14 protein-coding genes and 1 riboswitch are annotated in these 22,969 nt (G+C 28.3%); of the genes, 13 read left to right on the top strand and 1 reads right to left on the bottom strand.

The window, feature by feature from the left end; genetic code table 11:
• The first annotated feature begins 494 nt into the window (after positions 1-494).
• The 11 genes from HGI79_RS14275 (at position 495) to HGI79_RS14325 (ending at position 15,165) form a co-directional block, all read left to right on the top strand.
• Positions 495-920, top strand: a complete 426-nt coding sequence (locus HGI79_RS14275; protein WP_185651369.1) for a CBS domain-containing protein — start codon at positions 495-497, stop codon at positions 918-920.
• 208 nt (positions 921-1,128) lie between these two features.
• Positions 1,129-2,550, top strand: coding sequence for a protein-glutamate O-methyltransferase CheR (locus HGI79_RS14280; RefSeq protein ID WP_185651370.1), 1,422 nt, complete (start codon positions 1,129-1,131; stop codon positions 2,548-2,550).
• Between the two features lie 6 nt (positions 2,551-2,556).
• Complete coding sequence (locus HGI79_RS14285) at positions 2,557-3,045, top strand: chemotaxis protein CheW (protein WP_185651371.1); 489 nt, start codon at positions 2,557-2,559, stop codon at positions 3,043-3,045.
• A gap of 12 nt (positions 3,046-3,057) precedes the next feature.
• Entirely contained in the window at positions 3,058-5,115 is a 2,058-nt protein-coding gene (locus HGI79_RS14290) for a methyl-accepting chemotaxis protein (protein WP_185651372.1), read from the top strand.
• Positions 5,116-5,131: 16 nt separating this feature from the next.
• Positions 5,132-7,366 carry a response regulator gene (locus tag HGI79_RS14295; protein WP_185651373.1) on the top strand — a complete coding sequence of 745 codons (2,235 nt, stop codon included), beginning with the start codon at positions 5,132-5,134 and terminating at the stop codon, positions 7,364-7,366.
• Positions 7,367-7,390: 24 nt separating this feature from the next.
• The gene (cheB, locus tag HGI79_RS14300; RefSeq protein WP_185651374.1) at positions 7,391-8,422 is read left to right on the top strand and encodes a chemotaxis-specific protein-glutamate methyltransferase CheB; all 1,032 of its coding nucleotides are present in this window, start codon (positions 7,391-7,393) and stop codon (positions 8,420-8,422) included.
• Between the two features lie 41 nt (positions 8,423-8,463).
• Positions 8,464-9,852, top strand: coding sequence for a diguanylate cyclase (locus HGI79_RS14305; RefSeq protein WP_185651375.1), 1,389 nt, complete (start codon positions 8,464-8,466; stop codon positions 9,850-9,852).
• A 194-nt stretch (positions 9,853-10,046) separates the two neighbouring features.
• A riboswitch (Lysine riboswitch) is annotated at positions 10,047-10,224 on the top strand.
• A 115-nt stretch (positions 10,225-10,339) separates the two neighbouring features.
• Positions 10,340-11,227 carry a 4-hydroxy-tetrahydrodipicolinate synthase gene (gene dapA, locus HGI79_RS14310; protein ID WP_185651376.1) on the top strand — a complete coding sequence of 296 codons (888 nt, stop codon included), beginning with the start codon at positions 10,340-10,342 and terminating at the stop codon, positions 11,225-11,227.
• 540 nt (positions 11,228-11,767) lie between these two features.
• Entirely contained in the window at positions 11,768-13,087 is a 1,320-nt protein-coding gene (locus tag HGI79_RS14315) for an aspartate kinase (protein ID WP_185651377.1), read from the top strand.
• A gap of 30 nt (positions 13,088-13,117) precedes the next feature.
• A complete protein-coding gene (locus HGI79_RS14320) occupies positions 13,118-14,401 on the top strand; it encodes a homoserine dehydrogenase (RefSeq protein ID WP_185651378.1) in 1,284 nt (427 codons plus the stop codon).
• Positions 14,402-14,685: 284 nt separating this feature from the next.
• The gene (locus tag HGI79_RS14325) at positions 14,686-15,165 is read left to right on the top strand and encodes a UPF0158 family protein (RefSeq protein WP_185651379.1); all 480 of its coding nucleotides are present in this window, start codon (positions 14,686-14,688) and stop codon (positions 15,163-15,165) included.
• 80 nt (positions 15,166-15,245) lie between these two features.
• Here the strand turns inward: HGI79_RS14325 and HGI79_RS14330 are convergent, their stop codons facing one another.
• A complete protein-coding gene (locus HGI79_RS14330) occupies positions 15,246-15,839 on the bottom strand; it encodes a 3'-5' exonuclease (RefSeq protein ID WP_185651380.1) in 594 nt (197 codons plus the stop codon).
• 1,088 nt (positions 15,840-16,927) lie between these two features.
• Between HGI79_RS14330 and HGI79_RS14335 the strand changes: the two genes are divergently transcribed.
• Both HGI79_RS14335 and HGI79_RS14340 read left to right on the top strand, forming a co-directional pair.
• Positions 16,928-18,367, top strand: coding sequence for an IS200/IS605 family accessory protein TnpB-related protein (locus HGI79_RS14335; RefSeq protein WP_185651381.1), 1,440 nt, complete (start codon positions 16,928-16,930; stop codon positions 18,365-18,367).
• Positions 18,368-18,711: 344 nt separating this feature from the next.
• Positions 18,712-22,947 (top strand): DUF445 family protein, encoded by a 4,236-nt coding sequence (locus HGI79_RS14340; protein ID WP_185651382.1) that lies wholly within the window; start codon positions 18,712-18,714, stop codon positions 22,945-22,947.
• Positions 22,948-22,969: the final 22 nt, after the last annotated feature.

Consider the following 22,969-nt stretch of genomic DNA (forward strand, 5'->3'; position numbering starts at 1 on the left):
CATTTAAATAGTTTATTAGCAAGTCTTGGCCTCAAATTAGTAGAAAAGCTTAGTACTTTGATACTGTTTGAGCGTAAACGAGTTTATCAAAGTCCTTTTATATTATGAAACTCCTCTTCCTTTGGTCAGAGGAGTAAGCGATTCGCACAAAATCACAGATTTTGGCTCTCTGCTTAATTTGAGGCTTAGACTTGCTTGAACTATTTATCAGTGGCATAATATAGTAATGTGCTATGTGGAATAAATTAAATTTAAAAGTTCCAGCTCTATATATGTTAACTATATATTTAATAAAATATTAAAAAACAGTTCATTGAGTTTTATGATATGTAAAGGTATAATGTATTTGTAACTGTATATAAAGGTAATATAAAACATTAAAAAATATTAGATATTATAGGGAAAATTGAAAAAATAAAAGAAAGGCAGGTGAAAGCTACTGCGTTTATATAAATTATGTACTATTTTTATAAAAAAGCAGTAGTTAAACTAGTATGAATATAGCATTTTTTTTGACCCCTAAAAATGAAGTAATATGTGAAAATATAAATTCAACTATGAGACAAGCTCTTGAAAGAATGGAGTATCATAGGTATACTGCTATTCCTGTATTAGATAACAATGGAAAATACATAGGTACACTCACCGAAGGAGACTTATTATGGAAGTTAAAAAATACTGAGGATTTAGATTTTAAAAGTACCAACAAAATAAGATTGAATGATATACCAAGGAGAATGGTAAATAAACCTGTTCATATTAATTCTAACATAGAAGATTTATTTTATACTTCTGTAAACCAGAATTTTGTTCCAGTGGTAGATGATAACGATGTCTTTATAGGAATAATTAAGAGAAGTGACATAATAAATTATTGTTATTCAAACTTTTTAAATAATGGAGCACATGAGAAAAAATAAGTATAAATCGTTAATAAAAACAAAAGACTGTATATAGATTTACTTTTATGTAACTCCATATGCAGTTTTTTGTCTTTATAAGCTTTACAATATAATTCTAAATTTGTACATTTTTAGACATTTTACTTATATAATCTAAAAAATATATTCCTATGTATCCTAATATAGGATATAATAGCATTAAAAGATATAAAACTTGAGGTATAAAATGAACAAGAATATTCCGAAAGATGTTCTTCAATGTTTAAATAAATTTGTAGAAGCAAAGTTTGGATTATATTTTCAAGAAGAACGGTTCATTGATCTTATAAGAGGTTTAATAAAGGCCTCAAAAGAAAAGAATGTTCATATTGAAGAATATATTAATTTAATACTTTCAAACAGGTTATCTTCAGAGGAATTTAAGACTTTAATTACTTGCCTTACAATTGGGGAAACTTATTTCTTTAGAGATAAAAAGCTTTTTGAAATAATTAGGAAAAAAATACTCCCTGAGCTAATTGATAAAAGAAAATATTCCAGTAGAAGTTTAAAAATCTGGAGTGCAGGATGTTCTTCTGGTGAGGAAGCATACTCCATAGCTATTTTGATTAAAGAACTAATTCATGATTATGAAGCTTGGAATATAAAAATTGTGGCTACTGATATAAATGAAATTTTTCTTAATAAAGCTAGAAACGCAGTATATACTGATTGGTCTTTTAGAGGTGTAGATTTAAGTTTTAAAAATAAATACTTTAAAAAAATTGATAATATACATTATAAGCTTAAGGACGATGTAGTAAAGCTGGTGGAATTTCACAACCTTAACTTAGCTGATAACAATTGTATATCAGTTGATTATATTAATAATGATGTAGATATTATATTTTGTAGAAATGTTCTTATGTATTTTAACAAACATCGAGCACAGGAAATTATAAAGGGGTTTTATAATATTATTACAGATGGAGGATGGTTAATTTCGGCACCTACTGAAAGTTTGTATTTAAATGATACTGCTTTTGTACCAGTAAATATAAATGGAACTTTTTTATACTGTAAAAATAATAAAAAAGATAATTTAGCAGAACTACCTAGTAAAGATTTTATATTAAAAGATTATATGTCTATAAAAAGTGAGAAATTGGAAAATTCTATTGGCTTAATTAAAAATAATAATATTATATTAGAAATGCCAGAAGTAAAAGCTATAGATATAAGTGTGCCAAAAGATTTAAGTAAGAAACACAAACCTAATTCCAATGATTATGAAACATTAGCACGTTCTTATGCTAATGAAGGAAAACTTGAGGAAGCGCTTAAATGGTGTGAACAAGCTATTTGCCAAGATAAGATAAGTTCTAGACTTTATCATCTTCTTGCAAGTATTCAGCAAGAACTAGGAAATATTGATGAGGCAGTATTATCATTAAAAAAAGCAATTTATTTAGATTCAGACTTTATTATAGCTTATTTTGATCTTGGAAATCTATATTTAAAACAAGAAAAACTGAAAGAGGCATTTAAAAACTTTCAAACTACAGGAGAGTTACTTAATAGATTTAATGAAGAGGAAACAATTCCATATTCAGAAAATATAACAGTAGGTATGTTAAAGCAGATCATAAAAAATATAGTTTACAGGTGATAACTTATGAATGAATATAGTGAAGAAAAAAAAGATAACAATATAGAGATTTTAGAATTTATATTAAGTGGTGAAAATTCATCACAAACATATGCTATTAAAGTTCAATATATTGATGAAGTTCATTTGGTAAAAAAAGTAACCATGCTTCCTTGTACGCCTACTTTTATAGTAGGTATAATAAACTTTAGAGGTAAGGTAATATCTGTTATAGATATTAGAAACTTTCTAGGATTTAGTACTACAAGGATGAGTTCAGATAAGGTAAGTAAAGTTATTGTTGTAGGAATAGATGAACTAGAGATAGGAATAGCGATAGATAGTATACTAAGATATAATAAAATCTCTTTGTGTGAATTACAAAAGGATATTTTAAATATGATGAACTTTAAAACTCATCATTTCAAAGGAATAACTAAGGAACAGAGTATAGTTTTAGATATAAAAAATATACTGAGAGATGAAAAAATTATTATTGATGAAGAAGTAATTTAAGTGAGGATATGTATGATGAATTTGAATAAGATTAAAATTAAAGGGTTAAGAGCTAAGGTTATTTTAAGCTTTCTAATAGTTGCTATTTTACCAGCTGCTATTATAGGAGGAATAGGTTATAACAGTTCAAAAAAGTCTTTACAAAGCACTGCTATAGACAAGCTTGCACTTGTAAGGGATACAAAGAAAAAGGATATAGAAAATTATTTTAAGGATGTCGAAAGCAAAGTTTCGTATATGGCACAGGACCCTATGGTTATAAATGCTATGTTGGAATTAAGTAAAACTACTAATACAGCTTTTCAGAGCAGTGATTATAATAGTATATATGAAAAATACAATTCTACCTTTGTTAACTTTACAAATAAAGTAGAATATGGGGATATACTACTTGTAGATTCAAAAACAGGAAATGTGGTATATTCAATATTTAAAGAAGGCGATTATAAAACAAATCTTTTAGATGGTACATACAAAAATACAAATGTGTCTAAAGCTTTTGTATTGGCTAGGAATACTAGTGATAAGAACTTCACAACAGTTACAGACTATGAATTTTATGGTACATCTAATAAGCCTGTTGCATGCATAGCCTCTCCAATTTTTAACGGAAACGAAAAAATTGGGGTACTTATTTTGAAATTAGGAACAGAAAAGCTTGATGCAATTGTATCTAATAATAATAAATGGAATTCTTTAAATATTGGTAAAAGTGGAGAAGTGCTTGTAATCGGAGGGGACTACAAGCTAAGAAATAATACTAGATTTTTAAATGAAGATACAGATGAAAAGATAAAAGCGGCAAAGTCTACAATACTTTTAAAGGAAATAAGAACTAAAGGAGCAGAGCAGGTTATACTTGGAAAAACAGATACAGATACTTATTTTGATTACCACAATATCAAATCTATTGTGGCATACACTCCATTAAATATTGATAATTTAAAGTGGGCTGTATTAGTTAAGATAAATGAATCAGAGGTATTTCAACCAGTAAAAAACTTAGAGCACTTAATGGTTATAATTATGATAGTTGTTTCAGCAGCAATAGTAATATTAGCATTTATTATATCTGTAAATATTACAACACCAATGATTAGAATGTCACAGGCCGCTTTTAGAATATCGCAAGGTGATTTAACTGTTGAATTCTCAAAGGAAAAACATTTTGATGAAATGGCAATTTTAATAGAAGCTGCTCGCAATATGTTGGTTAACCTTAGAGAACAAACTAGAGAAATTATTAATGTAGTAAATGTGCTTGCATCATCTGTAAGTGAAATAACCGTCTCCCTTACTCAAGTTACATCAGGGGCAGCTGAAACATCTTCAGCAGTTAGTGAAACTACGGCAACAGTAGAGGAAATTAAGCAGACTGTATTTTTGTCAAGTGAGAAAACAAAAAATGTATCAAATAGTGCAAAACATTCACTTGAAATATCTAAATCAGGAAGTAAGGCCACAGAAGAAACTTTACAGGGAATGGATGTAATCAACAGTCAGATGAAAGAAATCGCAGAAAGTATAATAGCTTTAAGTGAGCAGAGTCAAAATATTAGTGAACTAATAGAAAGTGTTGATAATATTTCAGAACAGTCAAATATTCTTGCAGTAAATGCTTCCATTGAAGCGGCTAAGGCTGGAGAACATGGTAAAGGATTTTCAATAGTAGCTCAAGAAATTAGAAATCTGGCAGAACAGTCAAAACAAAGCACAAAGCAAGTAAGAAACATATTGAAAGATATACAGAAAGCTACAAATAAGGCTGTTATGACTACGGAAAAAGGGATAAAGCTTGTTGATGTAGGCATGGAAAAAGCGGCAGAAGCTGGGCAAGCTATACAAAATCTTATGGAAAATATAACTATATCAGCACAAGCAGCTATTCAGATAGAAGCTTCTAGCCAGCAGCAGTTAGTGGGTATGGATCAAGTTGCAATAGCAATGGAAGGTATAAATGAAGCAAGCATTCGAAATCTTGACAGTATGAAACAATTAGAAGAAGCCACTAGAAATCTTCAAGAAATGGGGTATAGACTTAAGCAGTTAACCGAAAAATATAAAGTTTAAGGATGATTTAATAAATATGAACATAAATGATGCTGAATTTTTTAAAAAACTTCGTTCCACATTTAACATAGAAGCTCATGAACACTTGAGAACTATTTCTTTATCCATGATAGAGTTAGAAAAGGAACAAATAGAAGATAGAAAATCAGTTATTGAAACTATACACAGAGAATTTCATAGCTTAAAAGGTGCAGCCCGTTCAGTAAATATTAGAGAAATTGAAACTATTTGTCATAATGTAGAAAATATATTCTCTAATATTAAAAAAGGAAAGTCAATTTTAAGTAGCGAAATGTTTGATATACTTAACAAAGCTGTAGACACTATAGAAGATATTCTCTCATTATCAGACAGCGAAACTAAAGATATTTCTATAGTAATTGAGGAATTAAAAAAGATAGAGTCAAAAAACTTAAAAAAAGAAGTTTTCGTTGAAATAGATAACACTGAAAAAGTGGACTTAAATATAGAAGATCAAATAGATATAAAGAATAATATATCTATGAATAACAGCTTAAATATAGGTCATAAGGATATCCAGGCTCAAGATATGAACAGTATAAAAGATATAGAGAATAAAACTAGGGATACTGTTAGGGTTTCTAAGTCTAAATTAGATTCTTTGCTGCTTCAAGGGGAAGAAATGCTATATGCAAAGCTTTCAACTATCCAGAGAACTAAAGAAATCAAAAATATTAAGGAATTGCTTTATTTGTGGAAAAAAGAAAATGATTATGCATATATTGAAATACTAGAAAATAATTTAGACCATTTGATTAAAGCAGCTGAAGATGATGAAAGAACTATAGAAGCTATGATGGATACCTTTATGGAAGATATAAAAGATATGATGTTGCTTCCTTTTTCTTCCATAATAGAAATGTTTCCTAAGATGATTAGAGATTTATCAAGGCAAATTGGGAAGGAAGTTGAATTTATTAGTAATGGAATGAATATAGAAATTGATAGACGTATTCTTGAAGAGATTAAGATACCCATAATGCATATAATTAGGAACTGTATAGATCATGGAATTGAAACCGTAGAAGAAAGAAAAAGGCTAGAAAAACCTTCAAAAGGAAGAATATCTATAAATGTTACTGAAGTTAGTGGTAATAGAGTAAAAATTGAAATTTCTGATGATGGGTCAGGAGTTGACGTTAACAAACTTAAACAAAAAGCTGTTAAGAATAAGATTCTAACACAAGCAGAAGTTGACATTATGGATGATGAAAATGCACAAAGACTTATTTTTAAATCCGGTATTTCTACCAGTGATATTATTACCGATATTTCTGGTAGAGGATTAGGGCTTGCTATTGTACATGAAAAAATACAAAAGCTTGAAGGTTTAATAACAGTACAAAGTGAAAAGCAAAAGGGAATTACCTTTGTTATTATATTACCAATAACTATTTCTACTAATAGAGGAATAATTGTAAAAGTTGAAAAACAGACCTTTATAATACCGACGAGCAAAGTTGAAAAAGTAATTAGAATTAAAAGGGATGAAATAAAGGTAATAGAGAACAATAATGCTGTAATAATAGATAACTGTATTATACCCATTGTCTACCTTACAGATATATTAGAAATACAAGAATACGAATCAGAATATATATTAAATAATAGTATTTCTATTTTAGTGGTTAATAATATGGAAAAGAGAATAGCTTTTGCTGTTGATGAAGTAGTAATAGAGCAGGAAGTGCTTGTAAAAAGATTTAACAAACAGTTAAAACGAGTTAGGAATATTTCAGGAGCAACAATTCTAGGATCAGGAGAAGTGGTTCCAATACTAGATGTACAAGACTTGATAAAATCATCAATTAAGTATGGAAATAAAGCTTCAAATATCATTAAAAATAGAGTAACAGAGAATATTGAAAAAAAATCTATCATTGTGGTAGATGATTCCATTACCTCAAGAACTCTTTTAAAAAATATCCTAGAAACACATGGATATTTAGTTAAAACTGCAGTAGATGGACTTCAGGGGTGGACATTATTAAAAAACGAAAGATTTGATATGGTAATAACAGATGTTGAAATGCCAGTAATGGATGGTTTTGAGCTCACTAAAAAGATTAGAATGGATAGTGAATTATCAGAGATTCCTGTTATACTAGTAACATCTCTTAAGTCAATGGAACACAAGGAACGAGGGATAGATGTAGGAGCAAGTGCATATATTGTAAAAAGTGATTTTCAACAAAGTAATCTTTTAGAAATTATAAAAAGATTAATATAAAAATTTTATGTAGGAGTGTAAAATATGATTAAAGTACTTATAGTTGATGATTCTCCTACTATTCGGGAATTAATGACCTATATATTAAATTCCGATGAAAATATTGAAGTAATTGGAGTGGCTAATAGTGGAGAAGAGGCAATTAAGTTTATAGAAAGAAGCAAACCTGATATTATAACTATGGATATAAATATGTCTGGAATGAATGGATTTGAGGCAACTAGAAGGATAATGGAAACAAATCCTGTACCTATTATAGTGGTAACTGGACTGTTTGATTCCCAAGATGTGAGTAAAACTTTTCAAGCTATAGATGCAGGAGCTGTTTCAGTTATAGAAAAACCAATAGGAGTAGCAGATGTTAATTTTCAACAAGTATCTCAAAATATTATTAATATGGTTAAACTCATGTCAGAAGTAAAAGTTATAAAGCGTAAAGTGGCTCATAAAAACATTCAATCTAGTGTATTAAACGACATTAGGGTAAGGAATACTTCGCCTAGTATAAAAATAGCTGTTATAGGAGTATCTACAGGGGGTCCTCCTGTGCTTCAAACTATATTCTCTAAACTTCCTGAGAATATTAAAGTACCTATACTTGTGGTGCAGCATATAACCCCTGGGTTTTTAAATGGCCTTGTGGAATGGCTTTCTCAAACTACAAAGTATCCTATACATATAGCCAAACAAGGAGAAAAAGCACTATCAGGGCATATCTATTTTGCACCTGATGGATTTCATATGGAAGTTATAGGCAATGGACAGATATTTTTAAGTGATAACGAAAAAGAAAATGGATTGAAACCTTCAGTTTCATATCTATTTAGATCTGTTGCTAAATATTATGGAGAAAATTCTATAGGAATTCTTCTTACAGGAATGGGGAAAGACGGTGTGGAAGAGTTAAAGCTATTAAAGAATAAAGGCGCAATTACAGTAGCACAAAATAGAGAAACTTCTATAATTTATGGTATGCCTGGAGAAGCAGTAAAGATAGATGCAGCTACCTATGTTCTCTCACCTGAAAAAATTGCAGAGTTGTTAGGAAAAGTATAAAGTATAAATACGGTTCTTATTTATGCATAAGGAGGATAAACATGATCCAAAACACAGAAATATTAGTTGTTGAAGATAGCTTAACTCAAGCTGAACAACTTAGATTTATTCTTGAAAAGATAGATTACAAAGTAGTAATTGTAAATGATGGATTACAAGCTTTAGAATATATTAATAACCATATGCCTGATTTAGTGATAACAGATATACTTATGCCAAAGATGGATGGTTATGAATTATGTGAGAAAATAAAGGAAAATAGCAAATTAAAGCATATTCCAGTAATACTGTTAACATCACTATCAGATCCAGGAGATGTTATAAAAGGGCTTAAGGTTAAAGCTGATAACTTTATTACAAAACCATATAAGGAAAGTTTTCTTCTTTCACGTATTCATCATATGCTTATAAACATAGAATTAAGGAAAAATAAAATAAGTGAAATGGGTATTGAAGTATTTTTTGAAGGAGAGAGGCATTTTATTAATTCGGAGAGAATACAAATAATAGATTTACTTCTTTCTACCTTTGAAAATGCTGTGCAAAAAACTAAAGAGCTTGAAGATGCAAATAATGAACTTAAAAGAGCAGTTGATATTATAAAAAAACTTGAAAAAAACTACAGAGCAATTCTTGAAAGTAACACAGATGCTTTACTAGTAATCAATGATCATAAGGAAGTGTTATATCTTAACCCTGCAGCAAGTAAGTTACTGGGTGAAGAATACAAGCAATTAATATATAATATTGTTGATTTTGACGAAATTGAAAACCTCACTAAGGAAGTTACAATAACATATGTAGATAGAGCACCCGTTATTGGAGAAATGTGTATTACAGAGACGGATTGGGAAGGTAGAGATGCTTATCTTTTGTCTATTAGAGATATTACTGAAAAAGTAAGGTTGCTTGAAAAATTAAAAACCCAGTCTGTTACAGATGAGCTTACAGCATTGTACAATAGAAGAGGATTCTTTAATTTAGTAGAACACAAAATTAGTTTTGCAAAACGTAATAAAAGAGAAATGTTATTATTTTTTATAGATCTTGATGGATTAAAATGTATTAATGATACCCTATCCCATGATGAAGGAGATCGTGCCTTAATTGGTACATCAAATATTTTAAAAAATACTTTTAGTGAAAATGACGTAGTAGCTAGGATAGGTGGAGATGAATTTGCTGTTTTATCTATAGGTGTGGGTGAACATGATGCTAAAGAACTTGTAAATAAGCTAATAAATAATCAGAGGAAATTTAATGAAAAAAATAACTATCCTTTCAAGGTATCTATGAGTGTAGGAGTTGCATATTTTGATCCTGAAAACCCTGTAAGTATTAGAGAACTAGTTACAAAGGCAGATAAGCTAATGTATGAATGTAAGAAAAATAATAGAAATAATAGAACACAACAACAGTATGCCTATTAGATGTAGGCATAAGTAAAGCACTATACATTGGTTAACTTTAGATTTATAAGTCTTAATATAAGAATAATAATAGCATTTGTAATATAATAAATAAAATAGTATCTTGTATAAAAAAATAATTGACTATAACAATGTAATTTGGTAAACTAGTTAATATGTTAATAGAGATTAATAAGTGAATATGCGTATAAACAATGTGGTACAGAGGCCGCGGTTGTCATAAGTAATGTATATTTATTCGTTAAATATACATGAAAGGGTCATCCGCCGAAATATATAGGTTTTGTAAGCTTATATATTGGGACTATGCTTAATAAGTATAGTACTGTCTTTAGAAGATTGCCCAATTTTCTAAAGGAGTGCTTATCACGTTGGGGCAAAAGGTGATGTTTAAATATAACAGTCATGAGTACCTTTTGCTCATGGCTGTTTTTGTTTTGTTAAAGGAAAAGTTATTTAATGATTATAATTTTAGGAGGCATTATATATGTGTTTATTTGAAGGATCAGGAGTAGCTTTAATCACTCCATATAAAGATAACGGAATAGATTATGATAAATTAGGTGAATTAATAGATTGGCAAATAGAAAATAATACAGACTCTATAATAATTTGTGGAACTACAGGTGAAGCTTCAACAATGACCGATGAAGAAAGAAAGAGAACTATAGAGTTTGCAGTTAAAAGAGTAAATAAAAGAATACCTGTTATAGCTGGAACAGGAAGCAACAATACTGCTTATTCAATAGAATTGAGTAAGTATGCAGAAGAAGTAGGAGCAGATGGATTACTTTTAGTTACGCCATATTACAATAAAAGTACACAAAGAGGAGTTATAGAGCATTTTAAAGCTATAGCTAATAGTGTAAAATTACCTATTATTCTTTATAATGTTCCAGGAAGAACGGGACTAAATTTACTTCCTAAAACTGTATTTGAGTTATCAAAAATTGAAAATATAAAAGCTGTAAAAGAAGCAAGTGGGGATATAAGTCTGGTAGCTGAAATCGCTAGATTATGTGGCGAAGATTTTTATATTTACAGTGGAAACGATGATATGACAGTTCCAGTGTTATCCCTTGGTGGTAAAGGGGTAATATCAGTAGTTGCAAACATATTACCTAAAGATACTCATAATATGGTTAAAGAGTATCTAGCTGGTAATGTTAAAGAAGCAAGAAAGTTACAGCTTAAAATGAATGGATTAATAAACACACTATTCATAGAAACTAATCCAATTCCAGTTAAAACTGCAATGAATCTTATGGGTATGAATGTTGGACAACTTAGGTTGCCACTAATTGATATGAGTGAAGATAATGCGAAGATATTAATGGATTCTATGAAAGAATATGGCATTGTATTAAGCGAATAGAATAGGTATAATATTACAAAAAACATATAAGACGAACTGTACTTAGTATAAACTAAATTATGAATCATAGAGGATTTTCATAGTAAAATATATTAAAATACTTATATATTTATATTTAATATAGTTAAATATAAAAAGTGTGATAACAGATATAGAATATATGCTGTTATCACACTTTTCCATGCTTAATTCGTAAGTAAATAATGATTGTGGATAAATTGCTGTTTGTATAATTTTTATAATATTATGAATTAAATTTAAAAATGTAGTAAATATAATATAAAAAACATTTACATGGCAAACAAACTACTGTAAAATGTTCGTCGGTAAAAAACAGTTGATTTTTATTTAAAGACAGTATAATATATAACATAGCGAAACATATATTGGATTTTTAAATTATAAAATCTTGAACAATATAAATTATAAGATTAGATCTTAACTAGGGCAAATCTACCAGTGGTAACAATACATTTTGGATTTTATAATATTTATTAATAATTTTATGATTAATTTACAAAGTACAATGGGGGGCTAAGAATGAATAATATAATTGTAGCAAAGTTTGGAGGAAGTTCATTAGCAAGTAGTGAACAATTTAGAAAGGTAAAAGCAATAGTTCTTGATGATGAAAAAAGAAGGTATGTTGTACCTTCAGCACCAGGTAAGAGATTTAGCAAGGATTATAAAATTACAGATCTTCTGTATTTATGTCATGCACATGCTCAAAATGGTATATCTATTGAAGATGTTTTTAAACATATAGAGGAAAGATACGTTGAATTAGCGAGAGAATTAGAGGTTAGAATAGATATAAAGCAACATTTAGATGAGGTAAAAAAGAAAATTGAACAGGGAGCTTCTGCAGATTATACAGCTAGTCGTGGAGAATACTTAAACGGACTTATACTAGCGGATTACTTAGGATATGAGTTTGTAGATGCAGCAGAGGTTATACGATTTAAAAAGCACTCAATCCTAGATTTAGAAGCTACACAAGAGGCTATGAAAGAAAGGTTGGCAGGAGTAGAAAGAGCAGTTGTACCAGGGTTCTATGGAGCATTAGCTGATGGAACTATAAAAACTTTTTCAAGAGGAGGCTCGGATGTAACTGGAGCTATACTTGCTAGATGTTTAGAAGTAGAACTTTATGAAAATTGGACTGACGTTTCAGGTTTCTTAATGGCAGATCCTAACATCGTAGAAAATCCTAAGCCTATAGAAGTAGTAACTTATACAGAGCTTAGAGAACTTTCTTATATGGGAGCAAAAGTACTTCATGAAGAAAGTATATTTCCAATTAGAGATTTAGGTATTCCTATAAATATAAAGAATACTAATAGACCAGAGGATAAGGGAACACTAATTGTAGATGATAAAGAACCTATAAGCTATAGTGGAACTATTACAGGTATAGCTGGTAAGAAAGGTTTTACAGTTATAGCAATACATAAAATGCTAATGAACCAAGAACAAGGATTCTGTAGAAAGCTACTTGCCATATTAGAAGGCAATGGAGTATCCTTTGAAAATATGCCTGCAGGTATAGACTCTGTTTCTTTAGTAATCGAGGATGCTCAACTTGAAGATAAATTAGATAGCGTATTAGAACAAATTAAAGCTCAGTGCCAACCAGATTCTTTAGAGGTTTATCCTAATATGGCACTAATAGCTACAGTGGGAAGAGGAATGAATAGAACTAAGGGTACATCATCAAAAATATTTAGAGGACTGGCTGAAGGTGATGTTAACATCAGAATGATAAATCAAGGTTCTAGTGAAATAAATGTAATTGTTGGTGTTGAAAATGATGATTTCGAAAAAGCACTAAGATCTATATACAAAGCATTTGCAAATTAATTTCCTATATAATAAAAGGGGGTAGAATTTATGGAAAAAGTTAAAATTGCATTATTGGGTTTAGGAAACGTTGGTAAGGGTGTTTGGAATATACTGAATGCTAATAAAGAAGCTATAATGAAGAGAGCAGGATATGATATAGAAATAGCAAAGATATTGGTAAGGGATATAAATAAAAATAGAAGTGTAGATGTGCCAGAGGAACTTTTAACTACGAATGCAGATGAAATATTCGAAGATGATAGTATAAAGATTGTAGTAGAAGTTATAGGTGGATTAGAGCCTGCTAAGGAATATATTTTAAACGCTATAAGCAAGAAAAAACATGTAGTAACTGCTAACAAACTTCTTATTGCAACTAACGGACAGCAAATTTTCAAAGAGGCTGAAAATAAAGGTGTTATAGTAAATTTTGAAGCTAGTGTTGCTGGAGGAATACCTGTAATCCACGGTATAAATGAAAGCTTGACAGCTAATAAAATAGAAGAAGTTATAGGTATAATTAATGGAACTACAAATTATATCCTTACTAAAATGACTTTAGAGGGTATGAGCTTCGAAGCAGCGCTAAAAGAAGCACAGGAAAAAGGTTATGCAGAAGCAGATCCAACTTCAGATGTAGAAGGATATGATGCAGTTTATAAGCTAGCTATTTTAACTACACTGGCATTTGAAACTGAAGTGGATGTAAGCAATATATACAGAGAAGGAATAACTAAAATACAATCTGTAGACATACAATACGCTAAAGAACTTGGATATGTTATAAAACTTTTAGCTATTGTTAAAGAAGTAGATGGAAAACTAGAACTTAGAGTACATCCTACAATGATTCCAGCAATTCATCCATTAGCAAATGTTAATGACTCATTTAATGCTATATTTATTAAAGGAAATGCTGTAGGAGACTTAATGCTTTATGGAAGAGGCGCAGGAGAACTTCCTACAGGTAGTGCTGTGGTTGGAGATATCATATCTGTTTTAAGAAATGATAGAGATGGAATAAATGTTATACCTAAACATTATACTGATATAGCTGTTTCTAGTATGGATGATGTTAATGCAGAGTATTACTTAAGAATCACAGTAAAAAATGTACCTGGTGTTTTAGGTAAAATTACTACAATATTTGGTGAGAATGAAGTTAGTATATTATCTTTTATACAAAAGCCTGAGAAAAAAGATCTTGTATCTATAGTTTTTGTTACTCATGATACTAGAGAAGGCAATGTTAATAAAGCTTTAGAGCAAATCAGAAACTTAGAAGTAGTAAATAAAGTTGAAAATGTAATTAGAATTGAGAATTTAAGCTAAAAAGTTTTAATAGAGTAAGGTATATTAAATATAGTTAATAAAAAGTCTATGATATAAGTATTTATACCATAGACTTTTTACATTATTTTAAATTTACTACTAACTATATAGGGCTCCTAAGCAGAGTTTATTAAAATACTATTGAAAGATTCCAAATTTAGCGAAAAATGCAAGAAAAGAAAAAAAGTCATTATAAAATTTAATTGGTAAATTGTTTATACCAATGCGTATATGATTATAATGTTAACATAACTAAATTTTTATAAGAGAGGTAAAATAAAATTATGAAAAAATTAAATATAGACTTAGAATTACTTGTACAGTCATTTTCTTTTAATGATTATGATTTAGGCAAGGAATACCTAGACACACATACAGGAGATATTATTAACATTCCCAGTGAATTAAACGGTGTAGTTCAAGGTGAAAATGGAGAAGAAGATCTAGAAAGTTGGCAAAAGGATTTATTAAAAGATGCCTATTCTATTAATAATGATACAGATCAGCGCTATATCATAATACCTAACATTGAAGAATCCTATTTTCATGATGTTATGGTTAACTTTTCAAAGGAAGAGATATCTTCTGAATATCTAAAAGAGGAACTATTAAATGCATTGGAAAGCAGTCAACCTACGAGAAACTTTAAGAATATAATATTTAGTTATGAAGAAGAAACGGATAAATGGCAAGATTATGAGGATGAAAAGGCTAAAGAATATGCTGTAAATTGGTTAAGTAATATAGGTATTGAAGTAGAATAAGCAGCGCTAACTTCTACAAACGGTGAATTGTTATAGGGTTCCGTACAGGAACCCTATGGAATTCTCTTTAAGTATTTTCTTTATAAATCATAACCTAGTTTTTGAGCACGATAGTAGCAAGATACAAGTCCAGCTACATCATATCTAGCATCATGAAAATCAACATGGCTGCAATTAAAAAGTTTCTTAGCTCCTTCAAAAACTATATTTTTATTTACTTGAAGAAAATCCATAGTTTCTTCAAGTCTAGGATTTTTTAATTTACCAGTTCTTGTTTGGGCTTTAACTATAGGTTTAAAGTATTCCATAGTACAAAATAACTGTAATGGCATCCAATTATATGTAGTATTTATTCTGTTAAATTCTGAAGAAACAAACTTTTCATCGAATTTTATATTATGAGCAATAAGAATGCCTCCACTTAAATCTTCAGCTACTTCTTTAGCTACATCTTTAAAGGTTTGTCCATTAGATAAAACCTTTAAATTCTCAATGCTAAACCCATGTACTGCTTCAGCAGAGGGTTCAATGTAATCAACAGCAAAAAAGAAATTTTTTGCAAAAGAAACCTTTTCTACACCATTAGCATTAGGCTCACAAACACAATATGTAAGTTGAATAATTTCACCAGGTTCTATTCCAGTAGTTTCTGTATCTAAAAAAACTTTCTTCATAAAAGTCACGGTCTCCTTATTAGTATAGTTATAGATACACACGCCCGAAATTTAACTTATACTCCGGGATATATTACCATGTTTCGTCACGTTAAATATTTTTAATTAGTCTAAAGCTTAAATTTAAGCAGAGAGCCAAAATCTATGATTTTGTGCGAATCGGTTAAGCAGACATACAAAATCTGTGATTTTGATATGGTCGCTTACTCTGTGAGTACTCCTCTGACGAAAGGAAGAGGAGTTTCATAATAATATAAAAGAACTTTGATAAACTCGTACCTCAAACATATCTAAAGTTCTAAGATTTTTTCTCAAATTTTCACTAAGACTAATAAAAAATATTTAAATGTGACTTCAACATTGGTAATATATCCCTACGTATAAGTTAAATTTAAGTTGTAGTTATCTATATGAAAATACTATAGAATTTTGTCTTATATAAAATTTTAGTGATAAAACATGCTAAATTTATGATATAATCTTTTTTTGTAAAAAACAATATTAAAATTTGTACAAGCTCATAGAATTCCATGATGAAAATTTAACTTATACATATAAATATTTTTTATTCTTAGTGAGAATTTTAGAAAAATCTTAGAACTTTAGACTAATTAAAAATATTTAACGTGACGAGGGGTGGTAATATACCTGGTCGTATAATTTAAGTTTTTGCTAGGAAACCTATAAAATGATCACTTTTAGCATTATAAGGAGGTAGCAACAGTTGTTAAAAACTATGACAAAATATGACTTAAGCTAACAAATTGGCAAGAAGTTGTTAGCCACATAGTATAGTTTAAAACAATGACTTTAATAATGCTGCGGAGCAGCTAATTTTTCTGCGTTAATTAATTTGTTTTGATAATGCTTTAAAAATTCCATAACACAAATATCTTATAGGATTTTATTTATAAAAACATGCCATTGCTAAAAGAAGCTTAATGCCGATAGGCTTCAGAATAATTATTGTACTAAAATGGATAAAATAGTAATTATATTAGCATTAATAAAGATGTAGAGAAAATAAATACTACATCAAAAATATGGCATAAAGATTAGAAATATAAAAGAAAGTAAGGTAGAAAACATTGAAAATAACAATAAAAGCACTATTAATAAATGAAACGAATACACAAATTTCAATTATAGATAAGATGATGTTAGTATTCTCCACTGCAACAAGGTATTCTTTTAGGAGACTATTAGAAGGTAAAAAGATTGGAGATTTAGAAAAAGAAGCAGCTTATAAATTCAATCTTAACATAAGACAGGCAAAAGATGCAGTAGAAAGTGCAAGGCAAACTATTGCTTCACAAAAAGAGCTAATAAAAATGAACTATGAAAATTACGCTAAAAAAGTTACTACAATTAAAAATATTTTAAAGGATAAAAAGAATAATCTATCAGAGAAGAAACGAAATACTTTACTTAAAAAATTAGATAAAAGGCAAAGAAAAGCTAATCATTTTAAGGGTTTTATCGATACTAGCACTATTCCATCTGTAGTTTTTGGTACTAAAAACATGTTCTTAAAAAGATGTAAGGGTCTTATATCTAACGGAGAATGGAAAGCCTGTAGAAACAATCGTATTTATTCAAGAGGAGATAAGACTAAAAAAGGTAATCCCAATTTAAGAATAATAATAAATAATAACATGAGTTATCTACAAATATCAACACTTGAGAAAACTGAAAATAATAGAGCTGTAAAAATTGAAGTCCCTATATATTTACCACAAAAATTATCAAAGAAGACTGGTAAAGTAAAGGGTACTAATTATAGAGATTTATTTTTAAATCATTTATCTACTGGGGAAGTTTATCAAGTAGAAATGATTAAGAAAAAAGATAAGTATTATTGTCATATTAATTTTGAATTACAAAAATCAGATGATAGATATACAGTACATAATAGGATTATAGGTATAGATACTAATCCAGATGGATTTGCTTTAACTATGATAGATAACAAAGGAAATTATAAATGGCATAGATATTTGAAACAACATGAATTACTATATGCTAGAAGTAATAGAAGATTAAATTTATGTGGTGAATTAGTTAAGCAGATTATACTAATTGCTAAAACTTATAATTGTGGCATATCTGTAGAGGATCTAAAATTTAAGAATGATACAGATGTTCAAAGTAAGTTTGCAAGAATAAAGCATGGATTCATATATTCAAAATTATTAACAATGATTGAAGCCTCATGTTATAAAGAGGGAGTAGAATTGATTAAAGTAAAACCACAATATACAAGTAAAATAGCACTTTATAAATATTGTCATCAGTATGGAATGGCAGTTCACAATGGAGCTGCTATGGTAATAGCTAGGAGGAGTTATAAATTTAAAGAAAAAATACCTAAGATATTAAAAGATAAACTTGTAGATAACAATGAACTATTCAATGAAAAGAATGATTGGAGTAAGTGGAATTATATAAGTAAAATTATAAAGAGAAAGGTAGGTGAAAGACCTGATTCTTGGATAGTAAATAGGAAACAAATATTAGGAATAGCATAAATCTTAATTTTTATAATATAAAGACTGCCAAAGTACACCTAGAAGGAAAGGCTTTGGTGGAATGATATATTCGAGGAATGGGTAACACCCATAATCTTGCAGGACTTAAGCAGCAAACCCAAATCTCTAATTTGGTGTTAGTCGGTTGAGCAGGCACTTCAAATCTTTGATTTGGTAGTGAGCGCTTACACTGTGTGTACTCCTTTGAGGAACGAAAAGGAGTTTACTTGAAGGAGGCTTAAGGCGTTACTTAGATGTAAATCGAGATTTTAAGATAGTTGTCTTAATCCTAGTAGTTGAATCCTGTGATACTACCGTTCTATTAGTTAATAGAATGAAAAACTATGCAAAAATTAATCTGTCATAGTTTTAGAAATCAGGAAACCATGCAGTTTAATCTTATAAAAGAAGTTCTAATTGGTGCAATAACAGGGTATATAACTAATGCCATAGCAATAAAAATGATATTTAGAGAATATGGAGTTGGTAAGTTTAAACTAGGAGGCATAGTAGTTAAAACTAAGAAGGAATTTATAGATAACGTAAGTTCCCTAGTAGAAAGAGATTTAATAAAGGACAAAACTTTAATTAGTGAGTTAAATACAGATTCTTTTAAAAAGAGTATTTCAAAGCTTGTTGGCGATTTCTTAGAAACAAGCATTTATAAGAATACTTCTAATTTACGTTTTAGTAACATTGAAGGATTAGATTTAACAATAAATAAAATTAAGGAGTATAAAAATAGCTGGATTAAAAAGCACCTTCCAACTGTTTTTAATAGCGTTTGTAGTAATATTTATTTAAAGCATATATTAAATAAAGAACAAACCAGTTATGTAAGTGAAGCCTTGTTTGAATCTATTATAGCTGTACTAAAACATAATGATTTTATAGAAAAAGGATTGAATGATTTTTATGACGAAAACAAGACTTTAACTTTCAGTGACTTACTTAGCAGTGATTTTGTAAATGAAGTAAGTATAAACCTTGAAAAAAATCTTAGAAACTTTAATATGGATTTAAAAAATAGCTTTGACACTGAAATAAATAAAGCTTTTGAAAATACAATTAATATCTTAGAAATAGATAAAATTTTAACTGGTTTGGAAGAGGAAATATTAAATAAAAGAATTATAGATTTTATTGGTGAAAAAAATAGTGTTGCTTTGTGCAAAAACTTATTACTAAAGATAAATGATTTCTTACAAAGCAATGAAGGAAAACTACTAGTAAATAGTTTGAGCAAAGAATTAGTTAATATCTTAAAATCAATAGATAAGCCAATATTGAGTTTACTTACAGATGATTTAAAATATAGTATTGATCACTTTTTAAAAGATAAGTTAAGGTATGTTGTAAAAGAACTAATACTATGGATAGAACAGAACAAGGAAGATATAGAAGGCTTAGTGGAAAAAGCTATAGATGATACAATTGATTCTATAGATGATGCAATGAAAAAGAACATAATATCAATGGTTAAAGATAAATTTGTAAATGATGCCACAAGTAACTTTAATATAGTTTCAAAAATAACAGAATATCTAGATGAAAATACAGATATAGAGTCAATAACTACAGATATAACTGATATGATTATTAGTTATCTTAAAGAAGAAAAACTATCACATATTGTTGGAATTCTAGAAGAAAGTAAGGTGGTTACTGAAGCAAATATTATTTCCTTTATAACTAATAATATTATTAATTACATACAATATATCCCTGAGAACTATCTTAGTACATTATTAAATAAAAAAATAAAAGATATTTGTAATGTAAATTTATGTAGTATTTTTCATAGTTATATTAAAAAAGAACTACTTGATGCAGTAAAGTATGAATTTATATATACAGATAAGGCTACTAAACTGGTAACTCATGAATTAATTAAAAGTTTAAGAACCATTAACAATGTAAAGCTTGAAGAAATAATAAATAAGGAAATGCTATCATCGAATTCTAATAATATTAAGGATATGATAATACAACAAATAAATAACCATAAGGATAATATAATAAACTTACTCTATAATGAATTTAATAAAAATATAGATAAAGCAAATTTATATGATTGTATGGATGATAAACTGAGGAATGCTTTGTTAGGTATAGCTTTTGATAAGGCTTACATAAATACAGATAAATTACTTGGCAATTTAAAAAATCTAGAGCTTAAAAAGCTTTGTGATAGTATAAATAAAATAGAAAATATTAATAGTAGTTTAACAGAAGTTATTCAATCATTAATAAAAAATAATCTAGAATATATTTTAAAAGGTAATGTAAAGAAAGCGGTTTCTAGCAATTTACACAATTTAAAAGATGAAGAACTTCAAGTAATGGTTGAAGAATTTATGGGAAAAGAAATGAAGCCAATTACTGTGATTGGAGCTGTACTTGGAGCAATTGTTGGTGTAGGTATGTACTTTTTTGATAAATCTATAGCTCAATACAATTATGCTACCGGTACTATTATTAGTGTTATAGTATATGGATTAGTTGGATGGCTCACAAATGTGCAGGCTATAGCAATGATTTTTAAACCTTATACAGAAAAGAGAATATTAGGAATTAAAATACCCTTTACTCCAGGGGTAATAGTAAGCAGAAAACCTAAGTTCGCTAAATCTATAAGTGCCTTCATCGATGAACAATTGCTAAATAAAAGTAGTATTAAAAAGTTATTTAGTAAAAATAAAGATACTGTTCATAATGCTATAAACAAAAAACTTTCTAGGGATAACTATAAGTTGTTATCAGAAGAGTTAAACAAAAATTTCAATATTATTAGTGATGAAATTTATAAAATAATTGTAGATTTTGCAAATAATAATAAAGCCAAAATTTCGAAGGCTTTAACTGATGAATTAGGTAACCTTAACATTAATAATTTTGATCTATCTAAAATTGAAAGTAAAGCAAAGAATCAGATAATAGCAAAAGTTAGAAATATTCACGAATTAACAGATGAAAAGGTATATGGTGTACTGAATTCAAAAAAATCAATTGCAGAAACTATTCCAAAGGAATTTAATTTATTAATTGAAAAAAGCTTAAATAATAAAGTTGAGAATCAAATAAACAATTTATTATTTTACATTGATAACCATGAAAAAACACATAATTTAGTATTAAGATTTGGTAAGAAATATGAAAATATTTTAGAGAAACCTGTAAAAGATTTTATTGATTCAGATAATGTTGAGAAATTAAAGAAAGATTTGACCAGCATTATAGTAAATAAAATCAGTGATAAAGAGATTAGAGATAAATTATTTATATGGTTACAAGAGATAATTTCAAAGGAATTTAGAAAAGATAAAAAGATAGAAGAATTATTAGGCGGATTTTTTATAAAAACTTTAGAAAATAATTTTACATCTATAGCAGAAGGTGCAATTAAATCTATTATAAAAGGATTAGTAAATAACCAACAGGCTATATCGGAAGTAGCAATTACTACTACTAAGGAAAATTTAAATTTCTTTGAAATAATGGGTTATAATATGCTTGGTGGAGATCAGATAATATCATCTATTGTAGATAACTTAGTAAATGATAAATTTCCAGCTTTTATAGAGTCTAAAAAAGAAGAAATTCATACAGTATTAAGGAATTTTATAAATAATCACATAGCTAAAAGCACTATTGATGATTTTAATATTAAACTTCAACGAGATGAAATGTTGAATGTAATAAATGAATTTATTAATAATAAAGAAAACATACAAATAGTAAATAACCGAATAGCAAGTATCACAGATAGCATAGTAAGTTGTATAACAAATACTAGTGTAAAAGAATATTTAAAAACTTTACTTATTAATAATATAGAAGATTTGATAAATATGTTTAAAGACGAAGCAATATTTTTAAAAAAGGGTTTAAGTCACAGTATTCATGAGAAAAAGCCTGTGCTTGTAAATGAATATGGTTCACTTGGTTATAATATCTTTAAAGAAATGATATTATCAAAAAATATTAGTAGTTTTACAGGTGAGTTACATAATGAATGTATTAAAAATACATGCGAAAAATTAAATAACTTACTTTATAATAGTAAAGCAATTAAGAATGGACTTAATAATTGTATTCATTACTTATTTCATAAAGAACTAAAGGCTAAAAATGTTGGTAAATTACTTAATGCTACAGAGCTTAATAACTCTATATTTGCTATATTAGAAACAATTATTGAAAATAAGGAAATAGGCATAGATATAAAAAATATAGTAGATGACATAATTAAAGATATAATAGAAAATAATCTAACTATTATTGATGAATCTACAAAAGGAGCAGTGGCTGACATATTAATTATGTCAATGATAGATTCTGCAGTAGATAATTTTTCAAGTATAATAAATAGCATTAATTTTAGAACTATTACAGAGAAAGAAATAAATAGTATGGAACCTAAAGAAATTGAGGATTTATTTAATTCATTTGCTGAAAAGTACTTTAACAAACTAAAACTATATGGATTTGGTGGAGCTGCTTTTGGGTTTCATTGGATAGTGGGAGTTATTACTTTTGTGCTATATATAGGATCTGAAATGAAAAACAAAATAAAGTAAATTAAAAAAAGTAATACTATAG

This window comes from Clostridium sp. DJ247 (assembly GCF_014231265.1).